Raw genomic sequence first — 17,462 nt, 5'->3', positions numbered from 1 at the left:
GCGACGGCCCCGCCGACCGGGTTCCGCCGCCGGTCCCGGGACCGCGGGTCCCGGGACCGGCGGGGCCTCAGATCCGGCCGAGCAGCTCGGCCTTCTTGGCGGAGAACTCCTCGTCGGTGAGCAGTCCCCTGGCGTGCAGCTCGCCCAGGCTCTCGATCTGCCGGAAGATCCACTCGGTGTCGGGGCGACCGTTCGCCTCCTGCGCGGCGTCCCCGGCCCGCAGCGCCGGGGCCGTTCCGCCCTCCGTCACCGCCGCCGGTGCCGCGCCGGGTCCGGCGCCCTCCCCGGTGTCCGCGTCCGGAGCCGCGGTCCCCGCGGACAGGCTCCGCAACTGGTCGGTCGAGCGCACCGCCGCGTCCAGCCACCACCGCGGGTCCCGGAGCCTGGCCGTGACGCCGCGCCCGCCCCGGTCGCCGGCCCCCGACGCCTCCGCGGCCCACACGTGGGCGGTGACAGCCGCGGCCATGAGCAGGGTGTCGTAGCCCTGCGCCCCCTCCTCTGCGACGAGGGTGTGCAGGTCCTGCTTGGGCTTGCCGGTGTCCTTGCCGCCGGTGTCGGCGGTGACCAGGCGCATGTAGCCCCACTCCCAGCCGTCGGAGGGCGCCCAGTCAACGCCGGTGATCTCGGAGAGGTCGTACTCACGGCGCTGCGCCCTGCGCTTGCGCCCGCCCGCCTCGCCGCCGGACCAGACCAGGCGCACGGTGGAGCCGTCCAGGGTCGCGGTCCCCTCGGAGGTCTGGATGTGGAAGGGCAGCCGGGGCACCAGGCGCACGGCCGTGTCCGGGGCGGGCGGCCCGCTCTGCTCGGCGGCGAAGCGGATCTGGTCGGCCAGGTACTCGGCGACCAGTTCTCCGCTGGCCTGGCCGGTGAGCCGGAAGGGCTGGGACTTCTCCTTGAGCATCGCGCCGACCGCAGCGTAGGGGTCGGTCCGCTCGTGCAGGCGCAGTTGCAGCAGCCACCCCTTCCTGGGGCCCGCTCCGGGCTGGAAGTCGACCTCGGCGATCGCGTCCACGGGGAGTTCGAGCTGTCCGATCCGTTTGAGCAGGGGGTCCTTGAACCAGCCCTGGGCCTCGTACCTGATCGCGACCGTCTCACCGTCGAACCGCCACACGGCCTGGTTGCCGCGCAAGTCCTCCATGACACCCACTCTCCCTCGCCCGTCCCTCCCCCCTGCTTAGCAGAAGGCCCCCTCCCGCACGAGAGAGGGCCGAGGCCGGACGCGGCCGGAGGGGGAGGGCGGCTCAGGTCCGGGCGGCCTGCGCCGTGCGCGAGTCCGAGCCGAGCCCGGGCGGGCTGGTGATGAACCCGGCGCCCCAGGACATGTGCATCGTGGCCAGCGCGAGCGGGATCATCGGCAGGCTGGCGGCGGGCAGGCCGCGGCCGAGCGGCACGGACGCGGCGGTGACCAGGGCCAGGTAGGCGGCCGGGACAAGGAACAGCGGCCAGAGGAAGAAGCCGCCGACCAGCCCGGCGACCACACCGGCCAGGGCGACGGGCGGGGCCAGGTAGCGCAGGTTGATGGTGCCCTTGTGCTGGCGGGAGACCACCCTGCGCCAGCGGCCGTAGTGGAAGTACTGCTTGGCGAGCAGGCGCGCGTTGCGCCGGGGGCGGTAGGAGACCCGCATGCGCGGCTGGAACCACACCGTGCCGCCGGTGGTGCGGATGCGGTGGTTCATCTCCCAGTCCTGGGCCCGCAGGAACGCCTCGTCGTAGCCGCCGACCCGCTCCAGCGCCGAGCGCCGGAAGACGCCCAGGTACACGGTGTCGGCCGGGCCGCCCTCGCCGCCGGTGTGGAAGCGCGCGTTGCCCACGCCCACCTTGGAGGTCATGGCGGCGGCGACCGCCTTCTCCCACGGGGTCGTGCCCTCGGCGGCCATGATCCCGCCGACGTTGTCGGCGCCCGTCTCGCGGAGCGTCTCCACGGCCACCCGCAGGTAGTCCGAGGGCATCATGGCGTGCCCGTCGATGCGGGCGACGATGTCGTGCGAGGAGGCCCCGATGGCGGCGTTGAGCCCGGAGGGGGTCCTCCCCGTGGGGTTGTCCACCACCTTCACGCGCGGGTCGGCGGCGGCGATCCCGTCGGCGACCTCGCGGGTGCGGTCCGAGGAGGGTCCGACCCCGAGCACGACCTCCAGTTCGCCCGGGTACTCCTGGGCGAGGACGTGCTCCACCGCGGCGGCGAGGTGGCGCTCTTCGTTGAGTACGGGCATGACGACGGAGACAGGCGGCCAGGACACGGGCACTTCCCAGGGTCAAGACGTGTCGGGACTGCGTAGGAGCGTGTCGTACGCGCGTCAACGGTACTGCACGACCGCCGCGGCCCCGGCCCGGCGGAGTCCGCCGTGCCGGGGCCGCGGCGGTTCAGGCCTGGTTCTTGACGGGCCTGCCCTCGGCGTCCTTGAACGAGCCGACGATGATCATGATCAGGTCGATGAGCGTCCACACGCCGACGCCGCCGCAGGTGAGGATCATCAGGACGCCGGTGCCGATCTTGCCCGTGTAGAAGCGGTGGACGCCGATCGTGCCCAGGAACAGGCAGAGCAGGAGGGCCACCAGCCAGTTCCTGCTGGAGACGGCCTCGGGGTAGGGGTGGGTCACTGGAACTCCGTGCTGCGAGAGGAATGTGTGAGGGGGACCGCGCGCGGCCGGTGCGCCCGTACGGACCCTGCCGGACACGGTGGGGGCCCGTTCGGCCGTGGGCCGGGCCCGGCGTGGCCGGGCCAGGACATTCTCACCGTACCGGAGCGCGATTTCGGTCACGTGGAGGTACCGGATACGGCTCAGGATGGCACCGCCCGCACGGAACCCCCGCGCGGTCCACGGCGTCACAACAAGGAGAGGGACAGGCAAAGAGGAGGACAACACGCCGGGGGTCGACATCCCGCGCGCTTCGGCGAATCGGGTGACAACCTAGGGATAAGGACACCGTTGACCGGTTGGGACGGGGACGCCGATGAGCGATGACAGGGCGGGACGGCAGGGACCCGCGAAGGAGTTCCGCCGCCGGCGCTCGCAGCCCCTCCCGCCCGAACGCTCCCTCAGGTCCGGCCGGGTGACCGTGCCGAGCGCCGCCGCCCGTCGGCGCCGTACCGGCCTGCTGGTGATGAGCGCGCTGTCTGCTCTGGTCCTGCTCGCCTCGGGCACCTCGTGGGCGCTCACGGGGTGGATGTCGGGGGCGCTGAACCGGTTCGACGTGTTCGGCGGCCTGTCCGAGGAGGGCCGCCCCGAGCAGACCGGCGGCCTGACCTTCCTGGTGATCGGCTCCGACAACCGCGACGAGATGAGCGGCGAGGCCCAGGAGGAGCTGAGCGTGGGCTCCACTCCGGGCCAGCGCTCCGACAGCATGATGCTGGTACGGCTCAACCACGACCGCGACCAGCTCACCGTCGTCGGCATCCCCCGGGACCTGTGGGTGGACATCCCCGGCCGCGGCCCCGACAAGATCAACGCCGCCTACGCCCACGGCGGCCCCCGACTGGCCGTGCGGACCGTGGAGTCGGTGACCGACGTGCGCGTCGACCACTACGTCGAGGTGGACTTCAACGGCTTCGTGGACGTGGTGGACGCCCTGGGCGGCATCGAGGTGTGCCTGCCCGAGGCGATCCACGACCCCAAGGCCCAGCTCGACATGGAGGCGGGCACGCACCGGGTGGACGGGGCCGAGGCCCTGGCCTTCTCCCGCACCCGCGCCACCTCGCGCGGCGACCTGGACCGGATCGAGCGCCAGCAGCAGGTCCTGTCCGCGATGCTCGACCAGGCGATGAGCACCGAGACGCTCTCGGACCCGGCCAAGCTGACCGACTTCCTGGACAGCGCACTGTCGTCGGTGACCGTGGACCAGGGGCTGGACACCAGCACCATCAACGAGCTCGCCTACCAGATGCGCGACATCGACCTGGGCGAGGTCGCCTTCACCCAGGTGCCCATCGCCGACATGGAGTACTGGACGCCGCGCGGCGACGTCGCCGTGCTGTGGGACGAGCCCGCCGCCCGCGAGCTGTTCACTGCGGTCCGGGCCGACCGGCCCGTCGACGGGTCCGGGGAGGAGGGCCGGTCCGGGTCCGAGCCGCGGCCCGACGACATCCGGGTCCAGGTGTTCAACGGGATCGGCACCGCGGGCCTGGGCGCTCAGCTCGACGCCGAGCTGGCCGCGGCCGGGTTCCAGGTGGCCTCCCCCGCGCAGAACTGGAGCAGCCCCGACGTCGCCACCACCCAGGTGCGCCACGGCCCCGACGACGCGGCCGCGGCCGAGTACGTGGCGGGGATGATGCCGGGCTCGCAGACGGTCGCGGACAACGCCCTGAACGGTGAGCTCCAGATCGTGATCGGGTTCGACTACACGGCGTTCGAGGCCCCGCAGACCGCGGACGTCACCCCGGGGGAGGAGCCCTCGGCCCCGGAGGAGGCCGGTTCGGTCTCGACCGCCCGGGAGAACGTCTGCGGGTGACGCGAGGGAAGGAATCACCGTGCTGCACCATCTGGTAGGCCTGCTCGGCGGCGTCGCCCTGGCCCCCGTGCTGTGGGTCGCCGCGGCCTGGTCGTCCGGCCTGCTCCCCCGGCTCGCCGAGGGGGAGGCGACCGTGGCTACGGTGTCGTCGGCGGTGGTGCTGGGGCTGCTGGGGGCGGTGTGCGCCTACCTGGTGGCGTCCCGGCTGTCGCCGCTGGTGGCCGGGGCCAGCGGGGCCCTGCTCACGGCGCTGAGCCTGTGGCCGGTCGCGCACCCGGCGTCCATGGGGGCGGCGCTGTCCTGGCTGAACGAGGACAGCTTCCTCTACCCCTCGGGCACGGGTCTGGCCGTGGCGCTACCGCTGGGGACGCTGCTGCTCTTCTCCGCCGCGATGCCCCTCCGCTGGCGTGCCGCGAGCGACGGGACCCCGCCCTCCGAGCGCCGGGTCGTGGCCCGCGCCAGCCGGGAGGAGTACCGGCGCGGGGCGGTCGGTGACACGGTTCCCGACGCCGTTCCCGGCGCCCCGGACCCGGCGTGGCCCGCCGACGACCCCGCCGCCGGTCCCGGGTTCGGCGGCGACCACGGCGGCTTCGAGGACGACCCGGACAAGACGACCACGCCCTTCAGCCGCGGGGAGGACGGCTCCGGGTGGACGCCCCTGGACGGGGGCGGGCGCGGGCCGAGATTCGGTCGGAGGCGCTGAGCACGCCCCCGTGGCCGATACGCCGCGCCCACCGGTAACCTGAGCGCCTGACTGTTCACGCGGCGTTCGGTCGTGCGCCACGCCCCGGCGCGTAAGGTGATGCATCGCGCCCCGGGCACACCCGCAGGCTGAACAATGTCCGTTTTCTGCCCTCAAGCAGGGTGTTGACCGCCTTCGGCGGGCACAACCAGCGAAACGGGAGCGGACGAAAGCGAGGAAGGACACCACCAGTGGTCGAAGCGGACCGTATGCGCGTCTCCGTCATCGGTACCGGGTACCTGGGTGCCACCACCGCGGCCTGCCTGGCCGAGATGGGGTTCGAGGTCCTGGGACTCGACGTCGACGACGCCAAGATCGACATGCTCCGCTCCGGCAGGGTCCCCTTCTTCGAGCCCGGGCTCGAAGAGCTGCTCACGGCCAACCTGGGGACCGGCCGCCTGCACTTCACGACCTCCTTCGCCGAGGCCGCCGAGTTCGCCGACCTGCACCTGGTCTGCGTGGGCACCCCTCAGCGCGACGACTCCGGCGCGGCCGACCTGCGCTACGTCAACGCGGCGGTGGACCAACTGGCCCCGCACCTGACCCGCCCCACCGTGGTCGTGGGCCGCTCCACCGTTCCGGTGGGCACCGCGGCCACCCTGGCCGCCCGGCTGTCCGCGCTGGCCCCCGTCGGCGAGGAGGCCGAGCTGGGGTGGAGCCCGGAGTTCCTGCGCGAGGGCTTCGGGGTGGAGGACACCCTGCACCCGAACCGGATCGTTATCGGCACCGACTCCCCCCGGGTCGAGAAGGCCGTGCGCGCCCTGTGGCAGCGCCAGATCGACGACGGCGTCCCCTTCCTGCTGACCGACCTCCAGACCGCCGAGCTGGTCAAGGTGTCGGCCAACGCCTTCCTGGCCACGAAGATCTCCTTCATCAACGCCATGGCGGAGGTGTCGGAGGTGGCCGGGGCCGACGTCATCCAGCTCGCCGAGGCGCTGTCCTACGACGACCGCATCGGCGGCAAGTTCCTCGGCCCGGGCCTGGGCTTCGGCGGCGGCTGCCTGCCCAAGGACATCCGCGCGTTCATGGCGCGCGCCGACGAGCTGGGCGTGGAGCCCGCGCTGTCCTTCCTGCGCGAGGTGGACGCGATCAACCAGCGCCGCCGCGCGCGCACCATCGACATCGCCCGCCAACTGATCGGCGGGAGCTTCGCCGGGCGAACGGTGACCGTGCTGGGCGCGGCGTTCAAGCCCAACTCCGACGACATCCGCGACTCACCCGCCCTGGACGTGGCCTCCACCATCGCCTCCCTGGGCGCCCGGGTTACGGTGTACGACCCGCGGGCGCTGGAGCGGGCGCGCGAGGCGCACCCGGAGCTGAACTACGCCGACTCCATGCTGGCGGCGGCGCGCGGCGCCGACGTGGTGCTGCTGCTGACCGAGTGGGCGGAGTTCCGCGAGGCCAACCCGGAGGAACTGGCCGGGGTGGTGGCCCGCAAGCGCATCGTGGACGGGCGCAACGCGCTCGACCCCACGTACTGGCGCGCCTCGGGCTGGACCTACCGGGCGCTGGGCCGCCAGTAGCCCTCCCCCCTCCTCACGCACGACGGCCGGGCCCGCGCGGGCCCGGCCGTCGTGCGTGAGGAGGGGGGAGGGCTACTGGCGGCCCAGCGCCCGGTAGGTCCAGCCCGAGGCGCGCCAGTACGTGGGGTCGAGCGCGTTGCGCCCGTCCACGATGCGCTTGCGGGCCACCACCCCGGCCAGTTCCTCCGGGTTGGCCTCGCGGAACTCCGCCCACTCGGTCAGCAGCAGCACCACGTCGGCGCCGCGCGCCGCCGCCAGCATGGAGTCGGCGTAGTTCAGCTCCGGGTGCGCCTCGCGCGCCCGCTCCAGCGCCCGCGGGTCGTACACCGTAACCCGGGCGCCCAGGGAGGCGATGGTGGAGGCCACGTCCAGGGCGGGTGAGTCGCGGATGTCGTCGGAGTTGGGCTTGAACGCCGCGCCCAGCACGGTCACCGTTCGCCCGGCGAAGCTCCCGCCGATCAGTTGGCGGGCGATGTCGATGGTGCGCGCGCGGCGGCGCTGGTTGATCGCGTCCACCTCGCGCAGGAAGGACAGCGCGGGCTCCACGCCCAGCTCGTCGGCGCGCGCCATGAACGCGCGGATGTCCTTGGGCAGGCAGCCGCCGCCGAAGCCCAGGCCCGGGCCGAGGAACTTGCCGCCGATGCGGTCGTCGTAGGACAGCGCCTCGGCGAGCTGGATGACGTCGGCCCCGGCCACCTCCGACACCTCCGCCATGGCGTTGATGAAGGAGATCTTCGTGGCCAGGAAGGCGTTGGCCGACACCTTGACCAGCTCGGCGGTCTGGAGGTCGGTCAGCAGGAAGGGGACGCCGTCGTCGATCTGGCGCTGCCACAGGGCGCGCACGGCCTTCTCGACCCGGGGGGAGTCGGTGCCGATAACGATCCGGTTCGGGTGCAGGGTGTCCTCCACCCCGAAGCCCTCGCGCAGGAACTCCGGGCTCCACCCCAGCTCGGCCTCCTCGCCGACGGGGGCCAGCGCGGACAGCCGGGCGGCCAGGGTGGCCGCGGTGCCCACCGGAACGGTGGAGCGGCCCACGACCACGGTGGGGCGGGTCAGGTGCGGGGCCAGTTGGTCCACCGCCGCGTTGACGTAGCGCAGGTCGGCCGCGCCGGAGTCGTCGCGCTGAGGGGTGCCCACGCAGACCAGGTGCAGGTCGGCGAACTCGGCGGCCTCGGCGAAGGAGGTCGTGAAGTGCAGGCGGCCGGTCCCCAGGTTGGCCGTGAGCAGCTCTTCGAGCCCGGGCTCGAAGAAGGGGACCCTGCCGGAGCGGAGCATGTCGATCTTGGCGTCGTCGACGTCGAGTCCCAGGACCTCGAACCCCATCTCGGCCAGGCAGGCCGCGGTGGTGGCACCCAGGTACCCGGTACCGATGACGGAGACGCGCATACGGTCCGCTTCGACCACTGGTGGTGTCCTTCCTCGCTTTCGTCCGCTCCCGTTTCGCTGGTTGTGCCCGCCGAAGGCGGTCAACACCCTGCTTGAGGGCAGAAAACGGACATTGTTCAGCCTGCGGGTGTGCCCGGGGCGCGATGCATCACCTTACGCGCCGGGGCGTGGCGCACGACCGAACGCCGCGTGAACAGTCAGGCGCTCAGGTTACCGGTGGGCGCGGCGTATCGGCCACGGGGGCGTGCTCAGCGCCTCCGACCGAATCTCGGCCCGCGCCCGCCCCCGTCCAGGGGCGTCCACCCGGAGCCGTCCTCCCCGCGGCTGAAGGGCGTGGTCGTCTTGTCCGGGTCGTCCTCGAAGCCGCCGTGGTCGCCGCCGAACCCGGGACCGGCGGCGGGGTCGTCGGCGGGCCACGCCGGGTCCGGGGCGCCGGGAACGGCGTCGGGAACCGTGTCACCGACCGCCCCGCGCCGGTACTCCTCCCGGCTGGCGCGGGCCACGACCCGGCGCTCGGAGGGCGGGGTCCCGTCGCTCGCGGCACGCCAGCGGAGGGGCATCGCGGCGGAGAAGAGCAGCAGCGTCCCCAGCGGTAGCGCCACGGCCAGACCCGTGCCCGAGGGGTAGAGGAAGCTGTCCTCGTTCAGCCAGGACAGCGCCGCCCCCATGGACGCCGGGTGCGCGACCGGCCACAGGCTCAGCGCCGTGAGCAGGGCCCCGCTGGCCCCGGCCACCAGCGGCGACAGCCGGGACGCCACCAGGTAGGCGCACACCGCCCCCAGCAGCCCCAGCACCACCGCCGACGACACCGTAGCCACGGTCGCCTCCCCCTCGGCGAGCCGGGGGAGCAGGCCGGACGACCAGGCCGCGGCGACCCACAGCACGGGGGCCAGGGCGACGCCGCCGAGCAGGCCTACCAGATGGTGCAGCACGGTGATTCCTTCCCTCGCGTCACCCGCAGACGTTCTCCCGGGCGGTCGAGACCGAACCGGCCTCCTCCGGGGCCGAGGGCTCCTCCCCCGGGGTGACGTCCGCGGTCTGCGGGGCCTCGAACGCCGTGTAGTCGAACCCGATCACGATCTGGAGCTCACCGTTCAGGGCGTTGTCCGCGACCGTCTGCGAGCCCGGCATCATCCCCGCCACGTACTCGGCCGCGGCCGCGTCGTCGGGGCCGTGGCGCACCTGGGTGGTGGCGACGTCGAGGCTGCTCCAGTTCTGCGCGGGGGAGGCCACCTGGAACCCGGCCGCGGCCAGCTCGGCGTCGAGCTGAGCGCCCAGGCCCGCGGTGCCGATCCCGTTGAACACCTGGACCCGGATGTCGTCGGGCCGCGGCTCGGACCCGGACCGGCCCTCCTCCCCGGACCCGTCGACGGGCCGGTCGGCCCGGACCGCAGTGAACAGCTCGCGGGCGGCGGGCTCGTCCCACAGCACGGCGACGTCGCCGCGCGGCGTCCAGTACTCCATGTCGGCGATGGGCACCTGGGTGAAGGCGACCTCGCCCAGGTCGATGTCGCGCATCTGGTAGGCGAGCTCGTTGATGGTGCTGGTGTCCAGCCCCTGGTCCACGGTCACCGACGACAGTGCGCTGTCCAGGAAGTCGGTCAGCTTGGCCGGGTCCGAGAGCGTCTCGGTGCTCATCGCCTGGTCGAGCATCGCGGACAGGACCTGCTGCTGGCGCTCGATCCGGTCCAGGTCGCCGCGCGAGGTGGCGCGGGTGCGGGAGAAGGCCAGGGCCTCGGCCCCGTCCACCCGGTGCGTGCCCGCCTCCATGTCGAGCTGGGCCTTGGGGTCGTGGATCGCCTCGGGCAGGCACACCTCGATGCCGCCCAGGGCGTCCACCACGTCCACGAAGCCGTTGAAGTCCACCTCGACGTAGTGGTCGACGCGCACGTCGGTCACCGACTCCACGGTCCGCACGGCCAGTCGGGGGCCGCCGTGGGCGTAGGCGGCGTTGATCTTGTCGGGGCCGCGGCCGGGGATGTCCACCCACAGGTCCCGGGGGATGCCGACGACGGTGAGCTGGTCGCGGTCGTGGTTGAGCCGTACCAGCATCATGCTGTCGGAGCGCTGGCCCGGAGTGGAGCCCACGCTCAGCTCCTCCTGGGCCTCGCCGCTCATCTCGTCGCGGTTGTCGGAGCCGATCACCAGGAAGGTCAGGCCGCCGGTCTGCTCGGGGCGGCCCTCCTCGGACAGGCCGCCGAACACGTCGAACCGGTTCAGCGCCCCCGACATCCACCCCGTGAGCGCCCACGAGGTGCCCGAGGCGAGCAGGACCAGAGCAGACAGCGCGCTCATCACCAGCAGGCCGGTACGGCGCCGACGGGCGGCGGCGCTCGGCACGGTCACCCGGCCGGACCTGAGGGAGCGTTCGGGCGGGAGGGGCTGCGAGCGCCGGCGGCGGAACTCCTTCGCGGGTCCCTGCCGTCCCGCCCTGTCATCGCTCATCGGCGTCCCCGTCCCAACCGGTCAACGGTGTCCTTATCCCTAGGTTGTCACCCGATTCGCCGAAGCGCGCGGGATGTCGACCCCCGGCGTGTTGTCCTCCTCTTTGCCTGTCCCTCTCCTTGTTGTGACGCCGTGAACCGCGCGGGGGTTCCGTGCGGGCGGTGCCATCCTGAGCCGTATCCGGTACCTCCACGTGACCGAAATCGCGCTCCGGTACGGTGAGAATGTCCTGGCCCGGCCACGCCGGGCCCGGCCCACGGCCGAACGGGCCCCCACCGTGTCCGGCAGGGTCCGTACGGGCGCACCGGCCGCGCGCGGTCCCCCTCACACATTCCTCTCGCAGCACGGAGTTCCAGTGACCCACCCCTACCCCGAGGCCGTCTCCAGCAGGAACTGGCTGGTGGCCCTCCTGCTCTGCCTGTTCCTGGGCACGATCGGCGTCCACCGCTTCTACACGGGCAAGATCGGCACCGGCGTCCTGATGATCCTCACCTGCGGCGGCGTCGGCGTGTGGACGCTCATCGACCTGATCATGATCATCGTCGGCTCGTTCAAGGACGCCGAGGGCAGGCCCGTCAAGAACCAGGCCTGAACCGCCGCGGCCCCGGCACGGCGGACTCCGCCGGGCCGGGGCCGCGGCGGTCGTGCAGTACCGTTGACGCGCGTACGACACGCTCCTACGCAGTCCCGACACGTCTTGACCCTGGGAAGTGCCCGTGTCCTGGCCGCCTGTCTCCGTCGTCATGCCCGTACTCAACGAAGAGCGCCACCTCGCCGCCGCGGTGGAGCACGTCCTCGCCCAGGAGTACCCGGGCGAACTGGAGGTCGTGCTCGGGGTCGGACCCTCCTCGGACCGCACCCGCGAGGTCGCCGACGGGATCGCCGCCGCCGACCCGCGCGTGAAGGTGGTGGACAACCCCACGGGGAGGACCCCCTCCGGGCTCAACGCCGCCATCGGGGCCTCCTCGCACGACATCGTCGCCCGCATCGACGGGCACGCCATGATGCCCTCGGACTACCTGCGGGTGGCCGTGGAGACGCTCCGCGAGACGGGCGCCGACAACGTCGGCGGGATCATGGCCGCCGAGGGCACGACCCCGTGGGAGAAGGCGGTCGCCGCCGCCATGACCTCCAAGGTGGGCGTGGGCAACGCGCGCTTCCACACCGGCGGCGAGGGCGGCCCGGCCGACACCGTGTACCTGGGCGTCTTCCGGCGCTCGGCGCTGGAGCGGGTCGGCGGCTACGACGAGGCGTTCCTGCGGGCCCAGGACTGGGAGATGAACCACCGCATCCGCACCACCGGCGGCACGGTGTGGTTCCAGCCGCGCATGCGGGTCTCCTACCGCCCCCGGCGCAACGCGCGCCTGCTCGCCAAGCAGTACTTCCACTACGGCCGCTGGCGCAGGGTGGTCTCCCGCCAGCACAAGGGCACCATCAACCTGCGCTACCTGGCCCCGCCCGTCGCCCTGGCCGGTGTGGTCGCCGGGCTGGTCGGCGGCTTCTTCCTCTGGCCGCTGTTCCTTGTCCCGGCCGCCTACCTGGCCCTGGTCACCGCCGCGTCCGTGCCGCTCGGCCGCGGCCTGCCCGCCGCCAGCCTGCCGATGATCCCGCTCGCGCTGGCCACGATGCACATGTCCTGGGGCGCCGGGTTCATCACCAGCCCGCCCGGGCTCGGCTCGGACTCGCGCACGGCGCAGGCCGCCCGGACCTGAGCCGCCCTCCCCCTCCGGCCGCGTCCGGCCTCGGCCCTCTCTCGTGCGGGAGGGGGCCTTCTGCTAAGCAGGGGGGAGGGACGGGCGAGGGAGAGTGGGTGTCATGGAGGACTTGCGCGGCAACCAGGCCGTGTGGCGGTTCGACGGTGAGACGGTCGCGATCAGGTACGAGGCCCAGGGCTGGTTCAAGGACCCCCTGCTCAAACGGATCGGACAGCTCGAACTCCCCGTGGACGCGATCGCCGAGGTCGACTTCCAGCCCGGAGCGGGCCCCAGGAAGGGGTGGCTGCTGCAACTGCGCCTGCACGAGCGGACCGACCCCTACGCTGCGGTCGGCGCGATGCTCAAGGAGAAGTCCCAGCCCTTCCGGCTCACCGGCCAGGCCAGCGGAGAACTGGTCGCCGAGTACCTGGCCGACCAGATCCGCTTCGCCGCCGAGCAGAGCGGGCCGCCCGCCCCGGACACGGCCGTGCGCCTGGTGCCCCGGCTGCCCTTCCACATCCAGACCTCCGAGGGGACCGCGACCCTGGACGGCTCCACCGTGCGCCTGGTCTGGTCCGGCGGCGAGGCGGGCGGGCGCAAGCGCAGGGCGCAGCGCCGTGAGTACGACCTCTCCGAGATCACCGGCGTTGACTGGGCGCCCTCCGACGGCTGGGAGTGGGGCTACATGCGCCTGGTCACCGCCGACACCGGCGGCAAGGACACCGGCAAGCCCAAGCAGGACCTGCACACCCTCGTCGCAGAGGAGGGGGCGCAGGGCTACGACACCCTGCTCATGGCCGCGGCTGTCACCGCCCACGTGTGGGCCGCGGAGGCGTCGGGGGCCGGCGACCGGGGCGGGCGCGGCGTCACGGCCAGGCTCCGGGACCCGCGGTGGTGGCTGGACGCGGCGGTGCGCTCGACCGACCAGTTGCGGAGCCTGTCCGCGGGGACCGCGGCTCCGCAACCGGACACCGGGGAGGGCGCCGGACCCGGCGCGGCACCGGCGGCGGTGACGGAGGGCGGAACGGCCCCGGCGCTGCGGGCCGGGGACGCCGCGCAGGAGGCGAACGGTCGCCCCGACACCGAGTGGATCTTCCGGCAGATCGAGAGCCTGGGCGAGCTGCACGCCAGGGGACTGCTCACCGACGAGGAGTTCTCCGCCAAGAAGGCCGAGCTGCTCGGCCGGATCTGAGGCCCCGCCGGTCCCGGGACCCGCGGTCCCGGGACCGGCGGCGGAACCCGGTCGGCGGGGCCGTCGCGGCGGGACGGGAGCCCGGTTCAGGACCCCGCGCAGGCCCCGCCCTTGAGCGCGGACACCGTCCCGGGGACGTCGTCCACCACGACCGCGTCCATCCCCGCCTCGGCGAACCGCGCCGCGTCCACCGGGTCCGGGCACCAGGAGACGACCTCGATCCCCGCCCGGTGCGCCAGGTCCACGGTGTACTCCACCGACCGGCGGTCCGGGCGGGGAGCGTCACCGGACAGCCCGAACGAGCGCGCGTCGATCGCCACCACCGGGCACCCCATCCCGGCGGCGCCCGCCACGGCCTGGTCCAGCGGGTTGCGCACGAACGGCATCCACGCCGTGGGCACCGCCGGAACCTCCTCGCGGACGGCGAGCAGGACGCCCGGGTCGAAGGAGCAGACGAACACCCGGCGGCGCCCGGCCTCCCCGCGCAGGTACGGCAGGAGCAGCGAGACCGTCCGGCGCGAGGGGGCGTCGACCGCGTCCTCCATCACCGACTTGACGTCCACGTCCAGGCCCACCCCGGCCGGGATCGCGGCCAGGCCCTCCTCCAGGCCGACCAGCCCGGCATCGGCGCACTCGCGCGCGGTCAGCTCCACGACCGCGCGGCCGTCGTCCAGGGCGGCGTTGTGGTAGAGCACCAGCGCGTCGTCGGCGGTGCGGCGCACGTCGATCTCGACCCAGTGCGCCCCGGCCCGCGCCGCCGCGGCGTAGGACTCCGGCGTGTTCTCCCGGGCGCCGTCCACCACGCCGCGCCCCGCGCCGCGGTGCCCGATCACCTCTGTCGCCTCGAAGACCCGGCTCACGCGTCCGCCTCCGACAGGGCGGCGCGCTCGCGCGAGCGGCGCAGCAGCGTCTCGGCGACCTCCACGTCGCCCGGGTTCGTCACCTTGACGTTCGTCTCCTCTCCGGGCACGATCCGCACCTCCTCCTCCGGCAGGTACCGCAGCACCACGCCGCAGTCGTCGGTGGCCACCAGGTCCGGGTCGGCCGCGGCCAGCTCGTAGGCGCGGCGGGCCACGCCGAGGCGGAAGCCCTGCGGGGTCTGCATCCTGCGCAGCTCCGCGCGCGGGGGGACCTGCGCGACGACCTCGCCGCCGGAGCCGCCGGGCGCCACCCGCACCACGGTGTCGGCGCTGGGCACCGCCACCCCGACCGCGCCCGCCTCCACCAGCGCCGCCACGCACGCGCTGATGACGGCCGGGCTCACGAGCGGGCGCGCGGCGTCGTGCAGCAGAGCCAGGTCGGTGTCGGCGGCGCCGTCCATCGCGGCCAGGGCGGCCAGGGAGGTGCCCGTGCGGGTCGCTCCGCCGGGCAGCACCGCGGTGACCTTGGTGAACCCGGCCGCGTCGACGATGTCCCGGACCCGGTCGAGGTACTCCTCCACCATGAGCACGATGATCTCGTCGACGTCCGGGCACGCCTCGAAAGCGGCGATCGCGTGCTCCAGGATGGGTCGGCCCTCCAGGGGCAGCAGCTGCTTGGGCGCGGGCGCGCCCATCCGAGCGCCCACCCCTCCGGCCAGAACCGCCGCGATCACGCGCGGACGCATGGCTCCACCTCTTCCGTCGTCCACGGCCGCCGTCCACAGCGGCCGGATACCCCTGGTGCGCCCGGTCGCGTTCGGGTTTCCTGGATGTACAGGGGGTTCCCGGAGCCCGCCGACACCGTGCTGCCCAACGACAACCGTGCGGCCCGTGGTCCCGCGCCCTCCGCGGCCCGGTGCGCTCCCGGCCGAGGCTAGCCGACGGCCCGCCGAACGGCGCCCCCGACCGGCGCGGCGGTCCGTTCCACACGCCGCTCCGCCCTCCGCGCGGCCTCCGCACGCCTTTTCCTGCCTCCCTGGGCGAAGGTACAAAACGCGCATTGGTGACAGGAGGGGTGGCACGGCCCGTCGTTCGCAGCGGTAACCTATGGACGCCTGTATGGCGTGCCCGGTGCCGACCTCCTCCCAGAAGCGGTCGTTGAACCGGGCGCGGTCCGTGACATCCCCCGGTCGCCCGGACACGCTCCCCCGTTTCGGTACTCCGTACGGGGTGGACCGCGTATGTCGGCCGGTGCGCACAGGCGAGTACGAGCACGCCCGTCCGGCCTCAGCGTGGGCCGGACGGAGACATCAACCCTTGGAGGTGGCGGTGGCGTCAAGGGCGCTGGCCGTCTGGGAGCACCGGAAGGTCGTCGGCCTCCTGGTCCGGCGCGACCTGAAGGTCAAGTACCAGCAGTCCGTACTGGGGTACGCGTGGACGATGTTGGAGCCGCTGGCTCTGACCATGGTCTACTTCGTCGTCTTCGGCGTCATCCTCAACGCCGAACGGGGTATGCCGCCGGAGGCCTTGGCACAGGGCGGTTTCCTGCTGTTCCTGGTGGCGGGGATCCTGCCCTGGAACACCTTCGGGGCGATCCTGTCCGAGGCCCCCCGCGCGATGATCACGCACGCCAAGCTGATCACCACCATGAAGGTGCCGCGGGAGATCTTCCCCATCGCCACGGTCGGCACGAAGTTCGTCGAGTACCTGCTCACCTGGCCCGTGCTGATCCTCTTCGTGGTCTTCCTCGGCGGCAGGCCCTCGTGGGAGGGTGTGCTGGTGTGGCTGCCGCTGGCCGTCGTGCTCCAGTTCGTCTTCGGCCTGGGCCTCACCCTGTTCCTGTCCGCGGTCAACGTGCTGCTGCGCGACGTCGAGCGCCTCGTGCGCATCGCCTCGCGCATCCTGTTCTACGGCTCGGCGGTCCTCTTCCCCGCCTCGCTGGTGCTCACCGAGCCCAGCGTCCCGGAGTGGGCGAAGACACTTTTCCAGTTGAACCCGCTGCTGGGTATCTTCGAGATGCACCGTGCCGTGTGGTTCGCCGGGTTCGACGAACTCACCCCGAGCGCGCTCGCGCTGACCTCGTCGGTGGTCGGTTCGGTCCTCATGCTGATCATCGGATACTGGACGTTCCGCCGTCTGGAGATGTCCGTCCTGAAGGAGCTGTGATGGCGCAGACGACCTACGGCGCCGGGACCACCGGTCCGGTCATCGAGGCCAAGGGCCTCGGCGTCAAGTTCGCCGTGAACCGCCGGCGCAAGCGCAGCCTGCGCGAGATGTTCATCCACGGCACCAAGCGCGACCCCAACGCCGAGGGCGACGAGTTCTGGCCGCTGCGCGACGTCGCGTTCGAGATCGGACGCGGTGAGTGCGTGGGCATCGTGGGCAAGAACGGCACCGGCAAGTCGACCCTGCTCAAGCTGATCGCCGGGGTGCTCATCCCCGACGAGGGCGAGGTGCACGTCCACGGCAAGGTCGCCCCGCTGCTGGAGCTGCGCGCCGGGTTCAACGACAACCTGACCGGCCGCGAGAACGTGTACCTCGTCGGCTCCCTGCACGGGATGACCGAGAAGCAGATCGACGAGCGCTTCGACGAGATCGTCGACTTCGCCGAGATCAAGCCCAAGTTCGTGGACACCCCGGTGCGCCACTACTCCAGCGGCATGAAGGTCCGGCTCGGCTTCGCGCTGATCTCCCAGTTGGAGCACCCGATCATGCTGGTCGACGAGGTGCTCGCGGTCGGCGACAAGGCCTTCAAGCGCAAGTGCTACGAGGCCATCGACCGCATGCTGGCCAACCAGCGCACGATGGTCCTGGTGTCGCACAGCGAGAGGGACCTGCGCCGGTTCTGCAACCGCGGGCTCTACGTCAAGGACGGCGGACTGGCCCTGGACACCGACATCGACGCCGCGCTCGCCGCCTACAACGACGACACCCAGGCGGAGATCGAGGAGCGCAAGAAGCGCGACGCCGAGAAGAAGAAGCGCGCGGAGGACAAGGCCAGGAAGGCCGCCGAAGCCGACAACGACGGCGGCGACGGCGGCCAGGCGGCCTGAGCCGCCCGGGCCCGCCTGACGCGCTGACGCACCGACGCGCACCACCGGAGTCCGTCCGGCGGTGCGCGTCCGGCGTTTCACCGCATGTCCGGACAGGAGCCCGCGCCGTCCCGTCCCGTC

Annotated in this window: 16 protein-coding genes; 8 read left to right on the top strand and 8 right to left on the bottom strand. The window is 72.9% G+C overall.

The window, feature by feature from the left end; genetic code table 11:
• Positions 1-67 precede the first annotated feature (67 nt).
• From ABD54_RS03550 to ABD54_RS03540, 3 genes are all read right to left on the bottom strand, one after another.
• Complete coding sequence (locus ABD54_RS03550; RefSeq protein WP_047867997.1) at positions 68-1,138, bottom strand: DUF4429 domain-containing protein; 1,071 nt, start codon at positions 1,136-1,138, stop codon at positions 68-70.
• A gap of 103 nt (positions 1,139-1,241) precedes the next feature.
• Positions 1,242-2,237: a glycosyltransferase family 2 protein gene (locus ABD54_RS03545; protein WP_082166681.1), complete on the bottom strand. Its 996-nt coding sequence runs from the start codon at positions 2,235-2,237 to the stop codon at positions 1,242-1,244.
• Between the two features lie 124 nt (positions 2,238-2,361).
• Complete coding sequence (locus ABD54_RS03540; RefSeq protein ID WP_047867992.1) at positions 2,362-2,598, bottom strand: TM2 domain-containing protein; 237 nt, start codon at positions 2,596-2,598, stop codon at positions 2,362-2,364.
• Positions 2,599-2,953: 355 nt separating this feature from the next.
• Here ABD54_RS03540 and ABD54_RS03535 point away from each other — a divergent pair, with 355 nt between their 5' ends.
• The 3 genes from ABD54_RS03535 to ABD54_RS03525 all read left to right on the top strand — a co-directional run bounded on the left by ABD54_RS03535 (position 2,954) and on the right by ABD54_RS03525 (position 6,712).
• Entirely contained in the window at positions 2,954-4,447 is a 1,494-nt protein-coding gene (locus tag ABD54_RS03535; RefSeq protein ID WP_047867996.1) for an LCP family protein, read from the top strand.
• 19 nt (positions 4,448-4,466) lie between these two features.
• Positions 4,467-5,150, top strand: coding sequence for a hypothetical protein (locus ABD54_RS03530; protein WP_047867994.1), 684 nt, complete (start codon positions 4,467-4,469; stop codon positions 5,148-5,150).
• Positions 5,151-5,380: 230 nt separating this feature from the next.
• A complete protein-coding gene (locus tag ABD54_RS03525; RefSeq protein ID WP_047867995.1) occupies positions 5,381-6,712 on the top strand; it encodes a UDP-glucose/GDP-mannose dehydrogenase family protein in 1,332 nt (443 codons plus the stop codon).
• Between the two features lie 72 nt (positions 6,713-6,784).
• Here the strand turns inward: ABD54_RS03525 and ABD54_RS03520 are convergent, their stop codons facing one another.
• The 3 genes from ABD54_RS03520 to ABD54_RS03510 form a co-directional block, all read right to left on the bottom strand.
• Complete coding sequence (locus ABD54_RS03520) at positions 6,785-8,116, bottom strand: UDP-glucose/GDP-mannose dehydrogenase family protein (protein ID WP_047867995.1); 1,332 nt, start codon at positions 8,114-8,116, stop codon at positions 6,785-6,787.
• Between the two features lie 230 nt (positions 8,117-8,346).
• Positions 8,347-9,030 (bottom strand): hypothetical protein, encoded by a 684-nt coding sequence (locus ABD54_RS03515; protein ID WP_047867994.1) that lies wholly within the window; start codon positions 9,028-9,030, stop codon positions 8,347-8,349.
• A 19-nt stretch (positions 9,031-9,049) separates the two neighbouring features.
• On the bottom strand, positions 9,050-10,543 hold the full coding sequence (locus tag ABD54_RS03510) for an LCP family protein (RefSeq protein WP_047867993.1): 1,494 nt from the start codon (positions 10,541-10,543) through the stop codon (positions 9,050-9,052).
• Positions 10,544-10,898: 355 nt separating this feature from the next.
• Here ABD54_RS03510 and ABD54_RS03505 point away from each other — a divergent pair, with 355 nt between their 5' ends.
• The 3 genes from ABD54_RS03505 (at position 10,899) to ABD54_RS03495 (ending at position 13,429) form a co-directional block, all read left to right on the top strand.
• Positions 10,899-11,135: a TM2 domain-containing protein gene (locus ABD54_RS03505; RefSeq protein WP_047867992.1), complete on the top strand. Its 237-nt coding sequence runs from the start codon at positions 10,899-10,901 to the stop codon at positions 11,133-11,135.
• Positions 11,136-11,259: 124 nt separating this feature from the next.
• Positions 11,260-12,255, top strand: a complete 996-nt coding sequence (locus ABD54_RS03500) for a glycosyltransferase family 2 protein (RefSeq protein WP_082166681.1) — start codon at positions 11,260-11,262, stop codon at positions 12,253-12,255.
• 103 nt (positions 12,256-12,358) lie between these two features.
• Positions 12,359-13,429, top strand: a complete 1,071-nt coding sequence (locus ABD54_RS03495) for a DUF4429 domain-containing protein (protein WP_047867991.1) — start codon at positions 12,359-12,361, stop codon at positions 13,427-13,429.
• 86 nt (positions 13,430-13,515) lie between these two features.
• Here the strand turns inward: ABD54_RS03495 and ABD54_RS03490 are convergent, their stop codons facing one another.
• Entirely contained in the window at positions 13,516-14,289 is a 774-nt protein-coding gene (locus ABD54_RS03490) for a glycerophosphodiester phosphodiesterase (RefSeq protein ID WP_047867990.1), read from the bottom strand.
• Positions 14,286-15,035, bottom strand: coding sequence for a 2-C-methyl-D-erythritol 4-phosphate cytidylyltransferase (locus ABD54_RS03485; protein ID WP_047867989.1), 750 nt, complete (start codon positions 15,033-15,035; stop codon positions 14,286-14,288). Before ABD54_RS03485 ends, ABD54_RS03490 begins: the two co-directional genes overlap by 4 nt.
• Before the next feature lie 571 nt (positions 15,036-15,606).
• Here ABD54_RS03485 and ABD54_RS03480 point away from each other — a divergent pair.
• Together ABD54_RS03480 and ABD54_RS03475 are read left to right on the top strand one after the other, a co-directional pair.
• Entirely contained in the window at positions 15,607-16,455 is an 849-nt protein-coding gene (locus ABD54_RS03480) for an ABC transporter permease (protein WP_047867988.1), read from the top strand.
• Positions 16,455-17,342 (top strand): ABC transporter ATP-binding protein, encoded by an 888-nt coding sequence (locus tag ABD54_RS03475; RefSeq protein ID WP_047867987.1) that lies wholly within the window; start codon positions 16,455-16,457, stop codon positions 17,340-17,342. The genes ABD54_RS03480 and ABD54_RS03475 overlap by 1 nt, the downstream gene beginning before the upstream one ends.
• Positions 17,343-17,462 lie beyond the last annotated feature (120 nt).

Origin of the sequence: Nocardiopsis sp. RV163 (assembly GCF_001029525.1) — a bacterium.
GTDB classification, from domain to species: domain Bacteria; phylum Actinomycetota; class Actinomycetes; order Streptosporangiales; family Streptosporangiaceae; genus Nocardiopsis; species Nocardiopsis dassonvillei.
Note: the sequence above shows the minus strand (reverse complement) of the source record. Positions and strands in the feature narration are given on the sequence as shown.